This window comes from Acidovorax sp. NO-1, assembly GCF_000238595.1.
Classification (GTDB): domain Bacteria; phylum Pseudomonadota; class Gammaproteobacteria; order Burkholderiales; family Burkholderiaceae_C; genus Acidovorax.
Genome location: NZ_AGTS01000088.1, coordinates 1 through 14,346, shown reverse-complemented (window position 1 = coordinate 14,346; position 14,346 = coordinate 1). Strand labels below are relative to the sequence as shown.

General features: G+C 69.2%; 15 protein-coding genes. 13 read left to right on the top strand and 2 right to left on the bottom strand.

Annotated elements, in window-relative coordinates; translation table 11 throughout:
- Positions 1-4 precede the first annotated feature (4 nt).
- The gene (locus KYG_RS14150; RefSeq protein ID WP_008905598.1) at positions 5-454 is read right to left on the bottom strand and encodes an OsmC family protein; all 450 of its coding nucleotides are present in this window, start codon (positions 452-454) and stop codon (positions 5-7) included.
- Between the two features lie 371 nt (positions 455-825).
- On the opposite strand from KYG_RS14150, the gene ilvA reads away from it, so the two are divergent.
- The 3 genes from ilvA to KYG_RS14135 all read left to right on the top strand — a co-directional run bounded on the left by ilvA (position 826) and on the right by KYG_RS14135 (position 3,843).
- Positions 826-2,388 carry a threonine ammonia-lyase, biosynthetic gene (gene ilvA, locus KYG_RS14145; RefSeq protein ID WP_034694719.1) on the top strand — a complete coding sequence of 521 codons (1,563 nt, stop codon included), beginning with the start codon at positions 826-828 and terminating at the stop codon, positions 2,386-2,388.
- Between the two features lie 85 nt (positions 2,389-2,473).
- Entirely contained in the window at positions 2,474-3,280 is an 807-nt protein-coding gene (gene cobS, locus KYG_RS14140) for an adenosylcobinamide-GDP ribazoletransferase (protein WP_008905596.1), read from the top strand.
- Between the two features lie 5 nt (positions 3,281-3,285).
- Positions 3,286-3,843: a histidine phosphatase family protein gene (locus tag KYG_RS14135; protein ID WP_008905595.1), complete on the top strand. Its 558-nt coding sequence runs from the start codon at positions 3,286-3,288 to the stop codon at positions 3,841-3,843.
- 27 nt (positions 3,844-3,870) lie between these two features.
- Here the strand turns inward: KYG_RS14135 and KYG_RS14130 are convergent, their stop codons facing one another.
- A complete protein-coding gene (locus tag KYG_RS14130) occupies positions 3,871-4,326 on the bottom strand; it encodes a type II secretion system protein N (protein ID WP_008905594.1) in 456 nt (151 codons plus the stop codon).
- Positions 4,327-4,374: 48 nt separating this feature from the next.
- On the opposite strand from KYG_RS14130, the gene gspG reads away from it, so the two are divergent.
- The 10 genes from gspG to KYG_RS14080 all read left to right on the top strand — a co-directional run bounded on the left by gspG (position 4,375) and on the right by KYG_RS14080 (position 14,180).
- Positions 4,375-4,839, top strand: coding sequence for a type II secretion system major pseudopilin GspG (gene gspG / locus KYG_RS14125; RefSeq protein ID WP_008905593.1), 465 nt, complete (start codon positions 4,375-4,377; stop codon positions 4,837-4,839).
- Positions 4,840-5,175: 336 nt separating this feature from the next.
- Entirely contained in the window at positions 5,176-5,607 is a 432-nt protein-coding gene (locus KYG_RS14120) for a prepilin-type N-terminal cleavage/methylation domain-containing protein (protein WP_008905592.1), read from the top strand.
- Positions 5,604-5,987, top strand: coding sequence for a type II secretion system minor pseudopilin GspI (gspI, locus tag KYG_RS14115; protein WP_008905591.1), 384 nt, complete (start codon positions 5,604-5,606; stop codon positions 5,985-5,987). Before KYG_RS14120 ends, gspI begins: the two co-directional genes overlap by 4 nt.
- Positions 5,938-6,747, top strand: coding sequence for a type II secretion system protein J (locus KYG_RS14110; RefSeq protein ID WP_085942585.1), 810 nt, complete (start codon positions 5,938-5,940; stop codon positions 6,745-6,747). The genes gspI and KYG_RS14110 overlap by 50 nt, the downstream gene beginning before the upstream one ends.
- The gene (gene gspK, locus KYG_RS14105; protein ID WP_008905589.1) at positions 6,744-7,745 is read left to right on the top strand and encodes a type II secretion system minor pseudopilin GspK; all 1,002 of its coding nucleotides are present in this window, start codon (positions 6,744-6,746) and stop codon (positions 7,743-7,745) included. The genes KYG_RS14110 and gspK overlap by 4 nt, the downstream gene beginning before the upstream one ends.
- A gap of 82 nt (positions 7,746-7,827) precedes the next feature.
- Entirely contained in the window at positions 7,828-9,099 is a 1,272-nt protein-coding gene (gene gspL / locus KYG_RS14100; protein ID WP_008905588.1) for a type II secretion system protein GspL, read from the top strand.
- Positions 9,096-9,656 carry a type II secretion system protein GspM gene (gene gspM, locus KYG_RS14095; RefSeq protein ID WP_008905587.1) on the top strand — a complete coding sequence of 187 codons (561 nt, stop codon included), beginning with the start codon at positions 9,096-9,098 and terminating at the stop codon, positions 9,654-9,656. The genes gspL and gspM overlap by 4 nt, the downstream gene beginning before the upstream one ends.
- Before the next feature lie 30 nt (positions 9,657-9,686).
- Positions 9,687-10,502, top strand: coding sequence for a type II secretion system protein N (gene gspN, locus KYG_RS14090; protein WP_008905586.1), 816 nt, complete (start codon positions 9,687-9,689; stop codon positions 10,500-10,502).
- A 4-nt stretch (positions 10,503-10,506) separates the two neighbouring features.
- A complete protein-coding gene (gene gspD / locus KYG_RS14085; RefSeq protein WP_034694714.1) occupies positions 10,507-12,786 on the top strand; it encodes a type II secretion system secretin GspD in 2,280 nt (759 codons plus the stop codon).
- Between the two features lie 5 nt (positions 12,787-12,791).
- On the top strand, positions 12,792-14,180 hold the full coding sequence (locus KYG_RS14080) for a GspE/PulE family protein (protein ID WP_008905584.1): 1,389 nt from the start codon (positions 12,792-12,794) through the stop codon (positions 14,178-14,180).
- The last annotated feature ends 166 nt before the right edge of the window (positions 14,181-14,346 follow it).

Below are 14,346 nucleotides of genomic sequence, written 5' to 3'. Positions count from 1 at the left end.
CGCTTCAGGCTTCGTTCACCTCGAAACTGGTGGTGATGTCGGCCGTCTTGCCCAGCATGATGCTGGCCGAGCAGTATTTGTCATGGCTCATCGCGATGGCCCGCTCAACTGCTGCAGCTGGTATGGCCTTGCCGGCCACCGTGAAGTGCATGTGGATTTTGGTGAAAACCTTGGGATCGGTGTCGGCACGCTCCGTGGTCAGTTTGACGGTACAGCCACGCACATCGTGGCGGCCGCGCCTGAGGATCAACACCACGTCATACGCCGTGCAGCCGCCGGTGCCGGCGAGCACGGTTTCCATGGGGCGGGGGGCGAGGTTCTGACCGCCGTTGGCGGGGTGGGTGGCATCCGGGGCGCCGTCCATGGTCAGGACATGGCCGCTGCCGGTTTCGGCCACAAAACCCATGCCCGACCGTGTTCCGGCCCCGCCCGTCCAGCTGACTGTGCATTCCATTTGTATTTCTCCTTGGTGACTGTGTTTTGACGTGGTTTTTTCGCACGGAATCATCCGGTGCGACAAATTTGATGAGGATTTTGCTGCAATGCAACACAACTCGCGCTAAACTTCGACCCAAGCGCTGCTTTTCAATCAATAACGAAGCAGATGGAACAAAGACCGAAACGAAGTTTCCAGCTTTTTCCCCGCACCGATTGTCTCCTCCATCTCCTCAAAGGATGGATTCAGCCCCAGGCCTCACGGCCCGGGGCTTTTTTTTGGCCCGGCGCGCGGCGCGCGTGCGTTCACCGCTTGGCGCCCTTGGAAACCGACCCCCTATGATGTGGCCCCGCCCACTGCGCTGCGGCGGTCTTCACCTTGCTCCTGCCATGCCCCTGCACCTCACCCCCGCCGACTACCTCAAAAAAATCCTGACCGCCCGCGTGTACGACGTGGCCGTGGAGTCGGCGCTGGAGCCCGCCAGGAACCTCAGCCGCCGCCTGCACAACAAGGTGCTTCTGAAGCGCGAAGACCAGCAGCCCGTCTTCAGCTTCAAGCTGCGCGGCGCCTACAACAAGATGGCGCACCTCACGCCAGAGCAGTTGGCACGCGGGGTGATCTGCGCCTCGGCCGGCAACCACGCGCAAGGCGTGGCCATGAGCGCCCACCGGCTGGGCACGCGCGCCGTGATCGTGATGCCCACCACCACACCGCAGCTCAAGATCGACGCCGTGAAGACGCTGGGCGGCGAGGTGGTGCTGTTTGGCGAGAGCTATTCCGATGCCTACGGCCATTCGGTGAAGCTGGAGAAGGAACAGGGCCTGACCTTCGTGCACCCGTTCGATGACCCGGACGTCATTGCCGGCCAGGGCACCATCGCCATGGAGATCCTGCGCCAGCTGCAAAGCCTGGGCAGCAACCGGCTGGATGCCGTGTTCGTGGCCATTGGAGGCGGCGGGCTCATCTCAGGCGTGGCCAACTACATCAAGGCCGTACGGCCCGAGATCAAGATCATTGGCGTGCAGATGAACGACTCGGACGCGATGATCCAGTCGGTGCAAGCCCACGAGCGCGTGACGCTGGCCGATGTGGGTTTGTTCTCGGACGGCACCGCCGTCAAGCTGGTGGGCGAGGAGACCTTCCGCATCGCCCACAGCGGCCTGGTGGACGAGTTCATCACGGTGGACACCGATGCCGTCTGCGCTGCGATCAAGGACATCTTTGTGGACACGCGCAGCATCGTCGAGCCCGCGGGCGCGCTGGCCGTGGCGGCCATCAAGCAGTATGTGGCCAAGAACAAGACCCGGGGCGAGACCTACGCCGCCATCCTCTGCGGCGCCAACATGAATTTCGACCGCCTGCGCTTCGTGGCCGAGCGCGCCGAGGTGGGCGAAGAGCGCGAGGCGCTGCTGGCCGTCACCATTCCGGAAGAACGCGGCAGCTTCCGCCGCTTTTGCGAAGTGATCGGCGCACTGCCGGGCGGCCCGCGCAATGTGACCGAGTTCAACTACCGCATCAGCGACGCCGCCCGGGCCCATGTGTTCGTGGGCCTCACGACCAACGGCAAGGGCGAATCGGAAAAGATTGCGAAGAACTTCGGCCGCCACGGCTTCGAGGCGCTGGACCTGACGCACGACGAACTGGCCAAGGAGCACCTGCGCCATCTGGTGGGCGGGCATTCGGCCCTTGCGCAGGACGAACGCCTGATGCGCTTCACCTTCCCCGAGCGGCCGGGCGCGCTGCTCAAGTTTTTGAGCCTGATGCAGCCGACCTGGAACATCAGCCTGTTCCACTACCGCAACCAGGGCGCCGACTATGGCCGCATCCTCGTGGGCATGCAGGTGCCGGCCGAAGACGCCGCCACGTTCGACGCCTTCCTGGCCACGCTGGGCTATCCGTATGTGGAAGAGACGCTGAACCCGGCGTACCGGCTGTTCCTGCGGTCCAAATAGCCAAATATGAGTCAAATTGGCCTCCAGCGCTTATCCATCAAGCGCTGGCAGCTATCAAATTTGTTGATATAGCCCCAGCCCGCCTATGCAAGCCCTGCGCCACTACCTGCTGGCCGTGCAGTTCTTCACGCGCATACCGATCACCGGGCGGCTGGCAGCGTGGGTGGGCTACAGCCCGGCCATGCTGCGCGCCAGTGCGGCGCACTTTCCGGGCATTGGCTGGCTGGCGGCGTTGCTGTCCACGGCCGTGTATGCCGCGCTGCACTGGGCCCTGGCGCCCAACCCGCTGGCCCCGGCTGTGGCCGCCGTGTTCTGCACCATTGCCACGGTGCTGATGACCGGCGGTTTCCATGAAGACGGCCTGGCCGACGTCGCCGACGGCCTGGGCGGCAGCTACGACCGCGAACGCGCGCTGGACATCATGAAGGACTCGCGCATCGGCGCGTTTGGCGCCATGGCGCTGGTGCTGGCGCTGCTGGCCAAGCTCAGCCTTCTGGCGCTGCTGGGTGCCCACAGCCTGCTGGCCGCCGTGGCCGCGCTGGTGGGGGCGCATGTGCTGTCGCGTTTCTGGCCCCTGCTCATCGTGCGCAGCCTGCCGCATGTGGGTGACACGGCGCGGTCCAAAAGCAAGCCGCTGGCCGACCAGATTTCAGGCCCTGCGCTGGTGGCAGCCGTTTTATGGTGTTTTGTGCCGCTGGCGCTTGTCTGGAAAGCGCAAGCAGCTATATTTTTGATAGCATCCGTGCTGGCAAGTGCCTTTGCGGCCGCCTGGATGGCCCGGTGGTTCGCGCGCAGGCTGCAGGGCTTCACGGGCGACTGCCTGGGCGCCATGCAGCAGGTCAGCGAAATCGGCTTTTACCTGGGCGCGGCGCTGGCCCTGCGCTGGGTGTGAGGCCCGTGGCCCGCCTCTGGCTGGTGCGCCATGCAGCACCGTTGGTCGCGCCGGGCACCTGCTACGGGGCGCTGGACCTGGCTGCCGACATCACCGCCACCCGAGCTGCCGCACAGCGCCTGGCCCGCGAGCTACCTCCGCAGGCCAGACTGGTGCATTCAACGCTACAAAGATGTGAGCTGCTCGCGCAATCACTGAAAGCGCTGCGGCCTGATTTGACCTCAAAATCCGACGCCCGTCTGCGCGAGATGGACTTTGGCGACTGGGAGGGGCGCCCCTGGGACGCCATTGCCCGTAGCGACATCGACGCCTGGACCGCCGCCTTCGCCAGCTACCGCCCGGGCCACGGGGAAAACCTGTCGGCCGTGCTGGCCCGCGTGGCGGCTGCGCTGGAGGACCATTGCACCGGGGCCACGCAGGATGTGGTGTGGGTCACCCACGCCGGGGTGATCCGCAGCGTGGCGTGGCTCATGAAGCACGGCGCCAGCTTAATACCCCGCTCGGAAGAATGGCCCACTGCCGCGCCGGGCTGGGGCGAGTGGGAGCGGATCGAGCTGGGTTAGCCCCCGGACCTGCGCCCCCGACAGGAATCACCGCTGAAGCGGCATGTCCAGCGTGAGGGTGGCCGGCCCCGCCGCATCAGGGCCCAGCTGGGCCTGGCGGGGGCCCAGTGCCTGCAGCACCAGCCCTTCCTCCACCGCAGCGCCCACCCGGAACGGCTTGGCAGGTTTGCCGTCCACCGCAATCAGCGCCGCGCCCCCGCCGCTGCTGCGCCCCGAAAGCACGCCAATCAACACAAACCGGCTGGCCAAAGAAGCCACAGGCGCCGCGGGCGCAGCACCCGGCGCTTCGGGCGCCGCGCCCAGCAGGCGGGCGAGGGCCTGGGCGTCGGGCACCACAGACGCGGGCAGCACCACGGGAGCGCCGGGGCCGGCCGCCGGGGCCGACAGACGCAGTCCCCAAAAGACCACACTGACGCCTGCGGCGGCCCACAGTGCCAGAGTCCCCAGACGGACGCCCCATTTGCTGTATGTGTTGGTCACCATGCGCGGATTATGATTCACGCGATCCGACCCTCCGAGAGACCGCCTGCAGTGAACACTTCCTTTCCTCTCTTCGTGCGCTCCGCCCCCCGCCGTCTGGCCCGGACCGTGGCCCGTGGCTTCACCCTCATCGAGCTGATGGTGGTTCTGGTCATCATCGGCGTGCTGGCCGCCCTCATCGTGCCCAATGTGCTGGACCGCGCCGACGACGCCCGGGTGACTGCCGCCCGCACCGACATCACCAACATCATGCAGGCGCTCAAGCTCTACCGCCTGGACAACCAGCGCTACCCCACGGCCGAGCAGGGCCTGCAATCGCTGATCAACCGGCCCACCGCGGGCCCGGCGCCGATCAACTGGAAGCTGTACCTCGAAAAGCTGCCCAACGACCCCTGGGGCCGCCCCTACCAGTACCTGAACCCCGGCATCAAGGGGGAGATCGACGTGATGTCGTTCGGCGCCGACGGCCAATCGGGCGGCGAAGGCAAGAATGCCGATATTGGCAGCTGGCAGTGAAGATGGCCCCCACGGTCGCGCACTGCGTGTCGCTCCCTGCCCCCCGAGGGGGCCGCGTTTCGCCTTGGGGCGGCCCGGCGGCGAAACAGTTGGCCCCCACGGTCGCGCACTGCGTGTCGCTCCCTGCCCCCCGAGGGGGCCGCATTTCGCCTTGGGGCGGCCCGGCGGCGAAACCGTTGGCCCCCACGGTCGCGCACTGCGTGTCGCTCCCTGCCCCCCGAGGGGGCCGCATTTCGCCTTGGGACGGCCCGGCGGCGAAACCGTTGGCCCCCACGGACGCGCACCGCGTGTCGCTGTTCACCTCCACCGCGCGCCACAAGCGCCCATGAACCGCTCATGAACCGCTCACGCGGCTTCACGCTTCTGGAGTTGCTGGTGGTCGTCAGCATCGTCGCGCTGGCCACTGCTGGCGTGGGGCTGGCCCTGCGCGACAGCGGGCAGGCGCTGATCGAGCGCGAGGCGGCACGGCTGGCAGCACTGCTCGAATCGGCACGGGCGCAGTCGCGGGCTGGCGGCATTCCGGTGCGCTGGCGCGGCGACGCAGGCGGTTTCCGCTTCGAAGGATTGCCACCCAGTGCCCAGGCGGCACTGCCCAGCCAGTGGCTGGACGCGGGCACCACGGTGCTGGCACCCACGGTGCTGGTGCTGGGGCCCGAGCCGCTCATTGGCCCGCAGCAGGTGCTGATCACCCACCAGGCCCATCCCGAACGCACGCTGCGCGTGGCCACCGACGGCGTGCGCCCCTTCACCGTCGAGCCCGCCCGGTGAGCACACGGCGCGCCCCTCTCCGCCGCGCGCCGCAGCGCGGCTTCACGCTGGTGGAGGTGCTGGTGGCACTGGGCATCGTCGCGATCGCGCTCATGGCGGGCTTGCAGGCCACCACCGCCCTCACCCGCAATGCCCTGCGCCAGTCCGACATCGTGCTGGCCCAGCTGTGCGCCGAGAACGAACTGGTCGCTGCGCGCCTGTCGCGACAGATGCCCAGCGTGGGCGACAGCACGGTCACCTGCGAGCAGGCGGGGCGCCAGCTCACGGTGGCGCTGATCGTGCGCCCCACGCCGAACCCGAGTTTTCGCCGGGTCGATGCGCAGGTGCTGGATGGCAGCAACTCCATCCTGCGGGTGTCCACCATCGTGGGAAGGTACTAGCGATGCCCCCCTGAGCCGCTTTGCGGCATCCCCCCGAGGGGACGACGGCCTTTGCTGCGGGGCGGCCCTTGCTGGCCGTCCTCGCGATGGCGCCACGCCGGTTTCGAAGGCCCGGGGCTCGCGCGGCTTCACCCTGGTCGAGCTGCTGCTGGCCATTGCGGTGATGAGCCTGCTGGCCATCCTGAGCTGGCGCGGGCTGGATGGCATGGTGCGGGCGCAGGAGATCACGCGGCAGCGGGCCGACGAGATGCTGGTGCTGCAGGCCGCGCTGGGCCAGTGGGGGGCGGACCTCGATGCGCTGCTGCCGATTGCCAACACCACACCGCTCGATTGGGACGGCCAGGTGCTGCGCCTGACCCGGCGCAGCAGCGCGGTGCCCGACGAAGGCGCGCTGGTCGTGGCCTGGACGCGCCGGGGCACGCAGGGTGCGGGCCAGTGGATGCGCTGGCAGTCGCCGCCCGTGCGCACCCGCGCCGACTGGCAGGCGGCATGGCAGCTGGCCGCGCAGTGGGCGCGCAGCCCCGGCGAGGCCGAGCGACGCTACGAAATGACGCTGATGCCCCTGCAGGAATGGCAGATCTTCTACTACCGGGGCGGGGCGTGGACCAACCCCCTCTCCAGCACCGGCACCAGCCCGGCGGGCACCACGGCCCTTCCGGATGGTGTGCGCCTGCAGATCACCCTGCCGCCCGGCCAGGCCCTGGCCGGACGGCTGACGCGCGACTGGATCAACCCCGTTCTGGGCGGGGGGCGGTCATGAGCGCCCGGCCCGGCGAGCGCCGGATTCGAACGCAGCATGGCGCGGCGCTGCTGCTGGCCATGCTCACTGTCACGCTGGTGGCCACGTTTGCGGCGTCGGCCATGTGGCAGCAATGGCGTGCTGTCGAGGTCGAAACCGCCGAGCGCGGCCACGTGCAATCGGCCTGGATTCTGGTGGGCGCGCTGGACTGGTCGCGCCTCATCCTGCGGGAGGACGGGCGCGCGGGCGGCGCGGACCACCTGGCAGAGCCCTGGGCCGTGCCGCTGCAGGAGGCCCGGCTGTCCACCTTTCTCGCGGCCGACAGGAACGTGAGCCAGGTGGATGACGCCAGCACCGACACCACCGAGGCCTTTCTTTCCGGCCAGATTTCGGACCTGCAGGGCCGCCTGAACCTGCGCAACCTGACGGGAACCGCGGCCGACCAGGCCGTGACGCTGGCGCAGTTCACCCGCCTGTTCGAACGCCTGGGGCTGCCCCGGCAAGAGCTCACCCTGCTGGCCAGCGGCCTGCAGCGTGCCCAGGCCGCGCCCGCAGAGGACAGCAGCACCGACGCCCCGCTGATGCCCCCCTCCGTCTCGCAGCTGGGCTGGCTGGGCCTGGCGCCGGCCACCATTGCCGCGCTGAGTCCGCACGTAACTCTGCTGCCGGTGCGCACGCCGGTCAACATCAACACGGCCAATGTGGACGTGCTGATGGCCGCCATTGAAGGGCTGGACATGGCGTCTGCCCAGCAGATCGTGCAGACCCGCGAAACCCGCCACTTCCGCACGCTGGAAGATGCGCGCCCGCTGCTGGGCGCCGGCTACGACCGTTCCGTCGGCTCGCTGGCGGTCGCCTCGTCCTATTTCGAGGTGCGCGGGCGCCTGCGACTGGGTGATGCCATGGTGGACGAGCGTTCGCTGGTGCGAAAGATCGGCATGGAGGTCACCACGCTGTGGCGCGAACGCGGCGCGTTCGACCGCGAAACTGCCGACACCCCGCAACAGGCCCTGCGATGAGAAGTGCGCCCACCACAACCCGACCCCGGCAGGACCGGGCGCCGTCATGCCTGCCCCCTAAAATGGCCTGCAAAACCCGTCCATGAGCACCCTCATCCTTTTCCTGCCATCGGCCCGCCCGGGCCCCGCCACCGAATACAGCTACACGCTGACGGCGGACGGCCACACCGCCCTTCGCCACGCCACGGCCCCGGCCGCCCTGCTGCCCGAGCCCACCCGCCCCGGCGGCGAGGTGGTGGCCGTGGTGCCCGCGCGGGCACTGTCGTGGCAGCGCGTACAGCTCCCCCCGGGCCTGCCGCTGGGCGCAGGCCAGCAGACACCGCGCCTGCGGTCGGTTCTGGAGGGCCTGCTGGAAGACCGTGTGCTGGACGACGCCGCCCAGCTGCACTTTGCCATCGAGCCCGGCGCGCACGCAGGCGCGCCTGTGTGGGTGGCCGTGTGCGACCGGGCCTGGCTGCGGGAACACCTGCAGGCCCTGGAAGCTGCGGGCCGCCGCGTGGCCCGTGTGGTGCCCGAATTTGCCCCCGGCCCCACGCCCAGTGGCCGCCCCGAACTGTGTGCACTGGGCACGCCTGAAGACGCCTGTGTGGTGCTGACCGGCCAGGGGGCGGACCTCGGCGTGGCCGTGCTGCCCCTGTCCAGCATGGCCATGGCACTGGCCCGCGCCGGCACGGTGGCGGGCACAGGGCCCGACGAAGAGGATGACGCACCCCTGGTGCGCGCCGAGCCTGCCGTAGCCGCACTGGCCGAGCAAACGCTGGGGCAGCGCGCCACGCTGCACACGGCCAGCCAGCGCGCGCTGGAGGCCGCGCGCGGCGACTGGGATCTGGCGCAGTTCGAACTGGCCAGCACGGGCCGCACCCGGGCCCTGCGCAAGGCTGGCAGCGTGGCCAGTGCCCTGCTGCATGCCCCGCAGTGGCGCGCTGCGCGCTGGGGTGCCGTGCTGCTGGTGGTGGCGCACCTGGTCGGGCTCAATGCCTGGGCCTGGAAGGAGCGCCAGACACTGGCCGCCAAACAGACCGCCGTGCGCACGCTGCTGACCCAGACCTTCCCCAAGGTGCAGGTGGTGGTGGACGCACCGTTGCAGATGGAGCGGGAGCTGGCGCAACTGCGGCAGGCAGCAGGCAGCGTTTCACCGCGCGACCTGGAACCGCTGCTGGCTGCCGCCGGCACGGCCCTGCCCGCAGGTCGCCAGCCGACCACCATCGAATACTCGCCCGGCGAGCTGCGCCTGCGCGGCGTTGCCCTGGCCCCGGATGAAGAACCCGCACTGTCGGCCCGCTTGCAGGCCGCCGGCTACCGGGCGCAGCTGGACGACGGCAGCCTGCTGCTGCGCGCGGAAGGCACCCCATGACACGCAAGACCCCCTCCCCCACCTCTGCAGCACTGGCCGCCCGCTGGCAGGCACTGGCCCCGCGCGAGCAGACGCTGGTGCTTGCGGCCTGCGGCCTGGTCGCGTTCGCGCTGCTGTGGTGGCTGGCGCTGGCCCCGGCCCTGTCCACGCTGCGTGACGCACCCGCGCGCCATGCCGAGCTGGACGCGCAACTGCAGCGCATGCAAAGCCTGCGCGCCGAGGCCCAGCAGCTGCAGGCAGCGCCCGCCACCGGGCGCGGCGACGCAGCCGGTGCACTGCGCACCGCACTCGCGCAGCGCCTGGGCAACACGGCGCAGCTCAACATGGTGGGCGACCGCGCCACGGTCACGTTCAAGGGGGCCCCGGCCGATGCGCTGGGCCAGTGGCTGGCACAGGCCCGCAGCAATGCCCGGGCCGCCCCGGTCGAGGCACGCCTCACGCGCAGCACAGCGGCACCCGTTGCAGGCACTGCACCAGCCATGCTGGGCAATCCCCCACCCGACATGCCCCGCTGGGATGGCACCCTGGTGCTCGCGCTGCCCCCCGGCCAGCCTTGAGCACATCCTTCTCATTTCTGCCAAGCACCCGTGGTCAGCCCCTCCCGCCCTCGCAAAGCCCCTGCAGCCGCCCGTGCGCCCCTGAGCGCCTGGGGCTGGGCGCTGCTGGGCGCAGTGGCGGGCGTGCTCCCGGCGGTGGTGGTGTTTGCCCCTGCCCACTGGCTGGCCGGTGCGGTGGCCGGCGCCACCGGCGGCCAGGTGCAGCTGCTGCAGGCGCGCGGCACGGTCTGGACAGGCTCGGCACAACTGGTGCTGACCGGCGGCGCTGCCAGCCAGGACCGCGCCGCCCTGCCCGGCCGCGTGGACTGGAAGCTGCGCCCCGCACTGGGCGGCGTGCGTGCGCAGCTGAACACCAGCTGCTGCACCCCCGCGCCCCTGCAGGCACAGGCGCGCGTGCGCTGGGCCGGTGTGCAGCTGGCGGTGGCCGATGGCCAGAGCCAATGGCCCGCCGCCTTGCTGGCCGGGCTGGGCACCCCCTGGAACACGCTGCAACCCCAGGGCCAGCTGGCCCTGCGCACCCAGGCCCTGACTGTGAACTGGGCCGCGGGCCGCATGGTGCTGGGGGGCCAGGCCGAGGTGCAGGCACGGGCCATGTCCTCGCGCCTGTCCACCCTGCGCCCCATGGGCAGCTACCGGCTTGTGTTTCAGGGTGGTGATGTGCCCACGCTCACGCTCAGCACCCTGGACGGGCACCTGCAGCTCAGCGGCACCGGCCAGTGGGTGGGCCAGCGCCTGCGCTTTGCGGGCGAGGCCAGCGCCAGCCCGGAGCGTGAGGCGGCCCTGTCCAATCTCCTGAACATCATCGGACGGCGCAGTGGCGCGCGCTCCATCATCACCGTAGGTTGACTTTATGAACTTCCTGTTTTCGCCACACCTGCGATTCGCTCTCAAAACAATAGCTGCCAGCGCTTTACTGGCAAGCGCCAGCGGCCAAATTGTTGCTCAAACTGCTGTGAACACGGGCACCGGCAGCGTGCGCCAGAGCGAGCCGGTGACGCTGAACTTTGCCAACGCCGAGATCGAGGCCGTGGCGCGCACCATGGCCACCATCACCGGCCGCAACGTGGTGGTGGACCCGCGCGTCAAAGGCCAGCTCAACCTGGTGACGGAACGCGCTGTGCCCCCGGCTGCGGCGTTCCAGCAGTTCCTGGCGGCGCTGCGGCTGCAGGGCTTCACGGTGGTGGAGGCGGCCGGCCTGTACAAGGTGGTGCCCGAGGCCGACGCCAAGCTGCAGGGTGGCAGCGTGAGCGTGGTGCAAGGAAGCAGCGGCAGCGCGCCCGCGGGCGGGCAGATCGTCACGCAGATCTTCAAGCTCAACTTTGAAAACGCGGCCAACCTGGTGCCGGTGCTGCGCCCGCTCATCAGCCCCAACAACACCATCAACGTGAACCCCGGCAACAACTCGCTGGTGATCACCGACTACGCCGACAACCTGCAGCGCCTGGCGCGCATCGTGGCCGCCATGGATGTGTCCAACGCCAGCGATGTGGAGGTGATCCCGCTGCGCAATGCCATTGCCACCGACATGGCGCCGCTGGTGGCGCGCCTCATCGACGGCAGCGGCACCGCGGCGGCGCCCGCGGCGGGCGCAGCACCCGGCCAGGCCGACACCTCGTTCAAAACCACGCTCATTGCCGAGCCGCGCAGCAACTCGCTGATCCTGCGCGCCGCCAACCCGGCCCGCGTGGCCCTGGTGCGGTCGCTTGTGGAGCGGCTGGACCAGCCGCCTGCGCCGGGCAGCAGCGCGGCCAGCGGCAACATCCATGTGGTCTATCTGAAAAACGCCGACGCCACCAAGCTGGCCACCACGCTGCGCGCTGCCATGGCAGCGATGGGCACCGGCGGCGGTGCGGGCGCCAGTTCGGCGGGCAGCACGGCACCGGCACCGTCCGGTGGCGGGCTCAGCGGTAACAGCGCAGGCGGCCTGTCGGCGGGCGGCGGGCTGTCGGGCTCCAGCACCAACACAGGGCTGGGCATGGGCAGCAGCATGGGCAGCGGTACCAGCAACGAGCCGTCCACCGGTGGGCAGATCCAGGCCGACCCCACCACCAACTCGCTGATCATCACCGCACCCGAGCCCCAGTACCGCCAGCTGCGCGCCGTGATCGACAAGCTCGACGGGCGCCGCGCCCAGGTGCTGGTGGAAAGCCTGATCGTCGAAGTCTCGGCCAACAAGCTGGCCGAGTTCGGCATCCAGTGGCAGGGCATCCTCGGCAAGCAGGGCGATGGCACGGTGGGCGTGATCGGCACCAACTCCGGCCAGGCCGGGGCGAACATCCTGGGCATTACCGCAGCCCTCGCATCGGGCAACCCGGCCGCCATTGGCAGCGCGGTAACAGGCTCCAACGGCCTGAGTCAGGGTCTGAACCTCGCCCTGGCGCCGCGCATCAATGGCCAGTACTACCTGGGCGCCCTGGCCAATTTTCTGCAAAACAGTGGCGATGCCAACGTGCTCTCCACCCCCAACCTGATGACGCTGGACAACGAGGAAGCCAAGATCATCATTGGCGACAACGTGCCGTTTGTCACCGGCTCGTACGCCAACACGGGCAACAACAACACCGTCAACCCGTTCACCACCGTGGAGCGCAAGGACGTGGGGCTGATGCTCAAGGTGCGCCCGCAGATCAGCGAGAACGGCACCGTCAAGATGTCCATCTACCAGGAGGTCTCCAAGATCGACCGCGCCACGCTGGGCTCCATCAACGGGCCCACGACGAGCAAGCGCGCCATCGAGTCGAATGTGGTGGTGGACGACGGCAGCATCATCGTCATCGGCGGCCTGCTGGAGGACAGCTACTCGCAAAGCCAGGACAAGGTGCCCGTGATGGGCGACATCCCCGTGCTGGGCAACCTCTTCAAGAGCGAGAACCGCTCGCGCAACAAGACCAACCTCATGGTGTTCCTGCGTCCCATCGTGGTGCGTGACAACGCCACCAGCGAGGCGCTGATGATCGACCGTTACGAAGCCATCCGTGCATTGCAGCAGGCCACCCAGCCGGCGCCCAGCACGGTGATGCGCTCGGTGTCCGGTGCGCCTGTGCTGCCGGCCTTGCCGCCCAGGCCGGACGCCACCGGCGCCACCGCCGCATCGCTGCCAGCCAGCCCCGTGCAACCCCGTTTGCCCTGACCCCCATGCGCCACCCCCTGCCCTACGCCTTTGCGCGCACGGCCCAGCTGCTGCTGGAAGATGACGGCCACCAGCTGGTGCTGTGGCACGGCCCCAGCCCCGATGCGGGGGCGCTGTCCGAAGTGCTGCGCAAGCATGCCGTGCAGCAGCTGCTGCCGCTCGATGCCCCGGCCCTGGCCCAGCGCATCAGCGCCGCCTATTCGCACAGCGAATCGAGCGCCGCCACCGTGGTGAGCGAGGTCGAAAGCGATGCCGACCTCTCCCGCATGATGCAGGAGCTGCCTGCCGTGGAGGACCTGCTGGAATCGGCCGGCGACGCGCCCATCATCCGCATGCTCAACGCCCTGCTCACGCAGGCCGCGCGCGATGGCGCAAGCGACATCCACATCGAGCCCTACGAGCGCCACTCGAGCGTGCGTTTTCGCGTGGACGGCTCGCTGCGCGAGGTGGTGCAGCCCAACCGCGCCCTGCATGCCGCGCTGATCTCGCGCCTGAAGATCATGGCCGACCTGGACATCAGCGAAAAGCGCCTGCCGCAGGACGGCCGCATCAGCCTGCGCCTGGGCACCCGCGCCATCGATGTGCGCGTGTCCACCCTGCCCAGCGCCCATGGCGAGCGCGCCGTGCTGCGCCTTTTGGACAAGAGCGAAAGCAAGCTGAGCCTTGAAGCCGTGGGCATGCAGGGCGACACGCTGCGCCGCTTCGAGGGGCTGATCAGCCAGCCGCACGGCATCATCCTGGTGACCGGGCCCACCGGCTCGGGCAAGACCACGACGCTGTATGCGGGCCTGGGGCGCCTGGACGCCACGCGCAACAACATCATGACGGTGGAAGACCCCATCGAGTACGAGCTGCCGGGCGTGGGCCAGACGCAGGTCAACAGCAAGATCGAGCTGACCTTCGCCAAGGCCCTGCGCGCCATCCTGCGCCAGGACCCGGACATCATCATGATCGGCGAAATCCGCGACTTCGAGACCGCGCAGATCGCCATCCAGGCCTCGCTCACCGGCCACCTGGTGCTGGCCACGCTGCACACCAACGATGCGGCCAGCGCCGTCACGCGCCTGACGGACATGGGGGTCGAGCCCTTCCTGCTGTCGTCGTCCCTGCTGGGTGTTCTGGCGCAGCGCCTGGTGCGCAAGTACTGCAGCCATTGCCACGGTGCGGGCTGCGATGCCTGCGGCCACACGGGCTACGCGGGCCGTACGGGCGTGTTCGAGCTGCTGGTGACCACGGATGCGATCCGGGCGCAGATCCACAACCAGGCGTCCGAAGCCAACATCCGCACCGCCGCCATCGCCGATGGCATGGCGCTGATGCGGGAAGACGGCGAACGGCTGATCGCCGCCGGCATCACCAGCCGCGAGGAAGTGCTGCGGGTCACGCGGGATTGAAGCGCCGCAGCTGAGCGCAGGCTTCGCCCCACCGGCGGCTCACCCGCGGGCCTGGCACGTCGGCTTGGGTGCGAACCCTGCGAGCGCAAGCCCTGCCAGCCAAAGATTGCTATTAATTTAATAGCTGCTAGCGCTTACTGGATAAGCGCTAGCAGCCAAAAAGTCT

Excerpts from the sequence above, each read along its gene's own strand:
- KYG_RS14150 (WP_008905598.1), bottom strand. The coding sequence starts at position 454 with ATGGAATGCACAGTCAGCTGGACGGGCGGGGCCGGAACACGGTCGGGC.
- ilvA (WP_034694719.1), top strand. The coding sequence starts at position 826 with ATGCCCCTGCACCTCACCCCCGCCGACTACCTCAAAAAAATCCTGACC.
- cobS (WP_008905596.1), top strand. The coding sequence starts at position 2,474 with ATGCAAGCCCTGCGCCACTACCTGCTGGCCGTGCAGTTCTTCACGCGC.
- KYG_RS14130 (WP_008905594.1), bottom strand. The coding sequence starts at position 4,326 with ATGGTGACCAACACATACAGCAAATGGGGCGTCCGTCTGGGGACTCTG.
- KYG_RS14120 (WP_008905592.1), top strand. The coding sequence starts at position 5,176 with ATGAACCGCTCACGCGGCTTCACGCTTCTGGAGTTGCTGGTGGTCGTC.
- KYG_RS14110 (WP_085942585.1), top strand. The coding sequence starts at position 5,938 with ATGGCAGCAACTCCATCCTGCGGGTGTCCACCATCGTGGGAAGGTACT.
- gspK (WP_008905589.1), top strand. The coding sequence starts at position 6,744 with ATGAGCGCCCGGCCCGGCGAGCGCCGGATTCGAACGCAGCATGGCGCG.
- gspL (WP_008905588.1), top strand. The coding sequence starts at position 7,828 with ATGAGCACCCTCATCCTTTTCCTGCCATCGGCCCGCCCGGGCCCCGCC.
- gspM (WP_008905587.1), top strand. The coding sequence starts at position 9,096 with ATGACACGCAAGACCCCCTCCCCCACCTCTGCAGCACTGGCCGCCCGC.
- gspD (WP_034694714.1), top strand. The coding sequence starts at position 10,507 with ATGAACTTCCTGTTTTCGCCACACCTGCGATTCGCTCTCAAAACAATA.
- KYG_RS14080 (WP_008905584.1), top strand. The coding sequence starts at position 12,792 with ATGCGCCACCCCCTGCCCTACGCCTTTGCGCGCACGGCCCAGCTGCTG.